5 protein-coding genes and 1 pseudogene are annotated in these 4,287 nt (G+C 64.0%); 1 reads left to right on the forward strand and 5 read right to left on the reverse strand.

Features of this window, described 5'->3' with window-relative positions; all coding sequences use genetic code 11:
- Positions 1-19: 19 nt before the first annotated feature.
- Both AHiyo1_RS24405 and AHiyo1_RS03095 read right to left on the reverse strand, forming a co-directional pair.
- Positions 20-160 carry a hypothetical protein gene (locus AHiyo1_RS24405; RefSeq protein WP_172465476.1) on the reverse strand — a complete coding sequence of 47 codons (141 nt, stop codon included), beginning with the start codon at positions 158-160 and terminating at the stop codon, positions 20-22.
- A 114-nt stretch (positions 161-274) separates the two neighbouring features.
- Complete coding sequence (locus AHiyo1_RS03095; protein WP_253257134.1) at positions 275-655, reverse strand: hypothetical protein; 381 nt, start codon at positions 653-655, stop codon at positions 275-277.
- A gap of 74 nt (positions 656-729) precedes the next feature.
- On the opposite strand from AHiyo1_RS03095, the pseudogene AHiyo1_RS03100 reads away from it, so the two are divergent.
- Positions 730-2,177 (forward strand): annotated as a pseudogene (locus AHiyo1_RS03100) (MFS transporter).
- 26 nt (positions 2,178-2,203) lie between these two features.
- Here the strand turns inward: AHiyo1_RS03100 and AHiyo1_RS03105 are convergent.
- The 3 genes from AHiyo1_RS03105 to AHiyo1_RS03115 all read right to left on the reverse strand — a co-directional run.
- Positions 2,204-2,923 (reverse strand): metal-dependent transcriptional regulator, encoded by a 720-nt coding sequence (locus AHiyo1_RS03105; RefSeq protein WP_059387592.1) that lies wholly within the window; start codon positions 2,921-2,923, stop codon positions 2,204-2,206.
- Positions 2,924-2,952: 29 nt separating this feature from the next.
- Complete coding sequence (locus tag AHiyo1_RS03110) at positions 2,953-3,729, reverse strand: class I SAM-dependent methyltransferase (protein ID WP_059387590.1); 777 nt, start codon at positions 3,727-3,729, stop codon at positions 2,953-2,955.
- Between the two features lie 50 nt (positions 3,730-3,779).
- The coding region (locus AHiyo1_RS03115) for an aminotransferase class V-fold PLP-dependent enzyme (RefSeq protein ID WP_113990539.1) at positions 3,780-4,287 on the reverse strand (508 nt) is incomplete at its 5' end.

Below are 4,287 nucleotides of genomic sequence, written 5' to 3' on the forward strand. Positions count from 1 at the left end.
GCTGGCTCCGGCTTTTTTGCTACTTCTTCCGCATCCTCAAATGGGCCACCGGATCCACTGCGGCGTCGGATTCGTGCTTGGCACGCTTCACTGCCCGTTTCTCCTTGATGGACTTGATGCTCTTCTTCGTCTCGTGCTGGTGAGGCGCTTTGTCAGGCATGTCATGCTCCCTAACTACGGATCTTCCCTGCAGATCCTGCAAAGAGGGTCCTGAAAGGCCCTCTCCTTGTAAGCTACGCCTGTTTCACCCGAAATCAACCGACAGCCGGACGGCCTAGTGGCCAGCCTTCGGAGCCGGGACGTCCACGACGCCCACGAACCGGGAGCCGATTCCTTCGTACTCGCTGCGGACTTCGCCGGGCAGGATTCCGGGAACCTCGCTGTTCCGGTGGTGGCCACAGAAGACGTAGGTGAACTCCGGCCACCATTTCTTGGGACGCGCGGCCTCTGTGTAGCCGCACACGACGCAGCTCAAGTGGACCCAGACAGGGCGCTTGCCGGTGCGGTTGGCGCGGGATTGGACGAGCCACTGGGGCGGATTGTCTTGCAGTTCGTTCAGTTCGGCTTGTGAAAGCCTGGAGGGGATGCCGTGGCGTTGGGCCATTTCCATCGAAATATCAAGGGCCAGTGCGGCGTCACGTCTGCTAATCACCATTCAACGATACGGGACTTTCGCCGAGGCACGATCGTGCTGGGATCCGGACGGGAGCTGACAAGCAGGCGTAGGCTGTGCTCATGACCGACGCAGCGGCCCTGCTGCCAAGCACCCCGCTTCAAAAGCGGGTCCTTGTTGTGGCTATTGTGGCTTCCTTCATTGCCATTTTGGATGGCTTCGTGGTGAACCTCGCGCTCCCGGCGATTGGCCGCGAGCTGGGTGGTGGGCTTGTCATCCAGCAATGGGTGGTGGATGCCTACTTGTTGACCTTGGGCGCGCTGATCCTGGTCGCGGGATCCCTGTCCGACCACTTCGGCCGTGCACGCATCCTGGAATGGGGACTCGCCGGTTTCACCCTCACCTCCGTCACCTGCGGCCTCGCCTGGAACGGCGAGGTGCTGGTGGTATCGCGCGCCTCCAGGGGATCGCCGGTGCCCTGCTTGTCCCGAGTTCGCTTGCCATGATCGTCACGTTCTTTTCCGGTCCCGCGCAGTCCAAGGCAATCGGCCAATGGTCCGGTTGGACCAGCGCGGCCGCCATCGTCGCGCCGCTGATCGGCGGCGCATCGGTCGATCTGCTGTCCTGGCGCGTCATCTTCTTCATCAATGTGATTCCGGCCGTCGCCGTCTGGCCGATCCTCGCCGGGCTGCGGAAGTCCGATGCCGCCACGGACACGAGCAAGAAGATCGACTACCTCGGCGCGTTCCTTGCCATGGTGGGACTCGGTGCCCTGTCTACGCCTTCATCGAACAAGGGCGCATGGCTGGGGCAACATGGTGGTCTGGATGCCGCTCGCCCTCGGAGCCGTCGGCCTGGTCCTCTTCCTGGTCCACGAGGCCAGGACCCCTGAACCGATGCTGCCCCTGAGGCTCTTCGGCATCCGAAATTTCGGCTGGGGAAACATTGCCACGCTCGCCATTTACGGCGCCCTGTCATTGGGCTTCTTCGCCGTGGGCATCTACTTGCAGCAGGTGGGAGGGATGAAGGCCACCACGGCGGGCATCGCGTTGCTCCCCGCGACGGTCCTCCTGATGCTCACGGCCTCATTCTTCGGCGGGCTGGCCGGCAAATACGGTCCGCGGTGGTTCATGACGGCCGGACCATTCATTTGCGGAATCGGTTTCCTCATGACCTTGGCCGTCCAGGAGCCCTTGAACTACTGGACGCAAGTGCTGCCCGGGCAGATCGTCTTCGGGATCGGCCTGAGCACCTTGGTGGCGCCCCTCACCGCGGCCATCCTCGGCGCGGTACCCACGGAAGAGGCAGGGATCGGTTCCGCAGTGAACAACGCTGTTGCCCGTATCGCAGGCCTGATCTGCATCGCGTTTGCCGGGCTCATCATCGGCCGGTCTTCAGCCGCCAAGGCCTCATGAACGCCGTCGTGGTCACGGCCGTGCTGTTCTTCCTCGGGGCGGTGGCATCCGCCGTCGGGATCCGGAACCCGGTGCTGGGCGCTGCTGTAGTGGACTCTCCCGAAGGTCAAGCGCCCGACGACGGCGGGACGGCTGCCCAGCGCGCCTGAACAGCGCCTTCCACAACAGGGCTTCGTTAGTGTTCCGCGAGGACGCAGCCGTCGTGTTCGACGTCGGTGGCCACCCAGAGCGCCGAGGCGACCTCATCCGCGAGATCATAGTCGCGGCTGCCCGGACCCTTTCCGATCCGGACCACCAGGGCCCCACCGAACGGCTTGCGGCCAATCACCTGGATGGTGGCGTCGAGGTCGATTTCCTCTGCGGACAAGTACCGCAGCAACTCCGGGTTTTCGTCGCTGATCCGCGTGATCTTGCCGGAATGGCCGTCGTCGAGCTCGATCATGCGGTGCGCATGCGGCAGGCTCACCGAACCGTCCGCGGCAGGGATGGGGTCCCCATGGGGATCGCGTCCGGGGTTGCCCAGCTTGGTGGCCATGCGATCGATGAAGGTGTCCGAAACGGCGTGTTCGAGCATCTCGGCCTCGTCATGGACTTCGTCCCAGCTGTAGCCCAACTCCCTCACCAGGTATGTCTCGATCAGGCGGTGGCGGCGGACCATGCCCAGGGCAAGCTGCATTCCCCGGGGGGTCAAGGAAATGGCGCTGTAGGGCTGGTGGTCCACCAGCCCTTGGTCCTTGAGCTTGCGGACCATCTCCGAGACGGAGGAATTGGCGACGCCGAGCCGTTGCGCGAGCTGTGAGGACGTGATGGGTTTGGGTTTGTCCTGCCACTCCGTAAAGGAGTAGATGACCTTGACGTAGTCCTCGATCGAGGAGGAGGGCGCACTGGTCTTCACGGTTCCAAGCCTATCGTGAACCGGCCGCATCAGACTTTCCGCGCCCGCCAGCTCTGCGTGAGATAGGGCAAGGGGATGACCTCGCCCTCGGCATGGCCCAGATGCTCGAAAAGGTACCACTCGAGATTGCCCGTCACCTTGGCCCGGGTGGTCTCATTCGCCCTCAGGTAGTAACTGCGCGACTTCACGAGTTCGAGGATGTCCGCCGGAGTCACGGGATCCTCCCAACGCGTCACATGGCTTTCGAGGCCGGCGAACTCCCGGCCCACCACAGGCCGGAAGTCCGGTTTGTGGACATCGCCGGCATGCATGATGCGAGACAAACGATGGACCCAGGGCACCGACGTGTCCAGCTGGTTCCAGATCAAGCCGATCACACCCTGGGGCCGAAGGATCCGGGCGATCTCGGTGCTGGCGGCGAGGGGATCGCACCAGTGCCATGCCTGGGCAACGCTGACGACGTCGAATGCTGAGTCCGCCAGTCCAGTTGCCTCGGCACTGCCCTCCAGAGCGATCACTTGTGGATACGTTTTGCGCAGTTGCGTGAGCATGTCCGTGGAGGGGTCCACTGCGGACACCGCCAGCGCGCGCTCGACGAGGAGCGATGTGAACTTTCCGGTGCCGGCGCCGATGTCTGCCGCGTCCCGCACGCCTTCCGGCAGCAGCCAGTCAGCTGAATCCGCGGGGTATCCGGGCCGGACTCGGTCATAGTGCTCTCCGCCGTCCTGGAAACTCTGACCGAGTTCAAGGCGCCGTTCCTCATAGAGCTTGGGGCCGGCTGACGTGCCTTTGGGTCGCGGGGCCACGCGGGAACTCCTTCGTAGGACAGGAAAAATACCCTACGAATCTACCGCAATCAGTCGATGCTGCAGGGAGCTGCGCCCGCGGTCCCCGGAGTGTTGGGAGCCCATTCCGGGTAGCTGCGGTGATCGTTCGCGGGCACCCACCGGCCGGCGTCCACCACGTAGTCCCAACCGAGGCCATTGCTCTTGAGCGCCTGGATGCCCGCGATGAGCCGAGTGGCGTCTTCCAAACGCGACCCTACGCCGAAACTGGCCCGGAGGGATCCGGAGGGAAGACCGAGGCGCTTGAGCAGCGGGTGGGCGCAAAAGCGCCCGTCGCGCAGGCCAATGCCGTGCTCGGCCGCAAGATAGGCCGCCACAAGTCCGGCGTCGTAGCCCTGGAGCGAGAAGTTCACGACGCCGATGGTGTCCTCGGGATCCGTGTCGCTGAAGATCTGGTGCACGGTCACGCCGTCGATTTCCTTGAGGCCTTCGACCAGGTGTGAGCGGATGGCGGCCTCGTGGGCGTGCCATTCGTCGTGGTCGAGGCTGGCGATGACTTGTGTGGCCCGGGCGAGGGTG

It is taken from the genome of Arthrobacter sp. Hiyo1, assembly GCF_001263615.2.
In the GTDB taxonomy this organism is placed as follows: domain Bacteria; phylum Actinomycetota; class Actinomycetes; order Actinomycetales; family Micrococcaceae; genus Arthrobacter.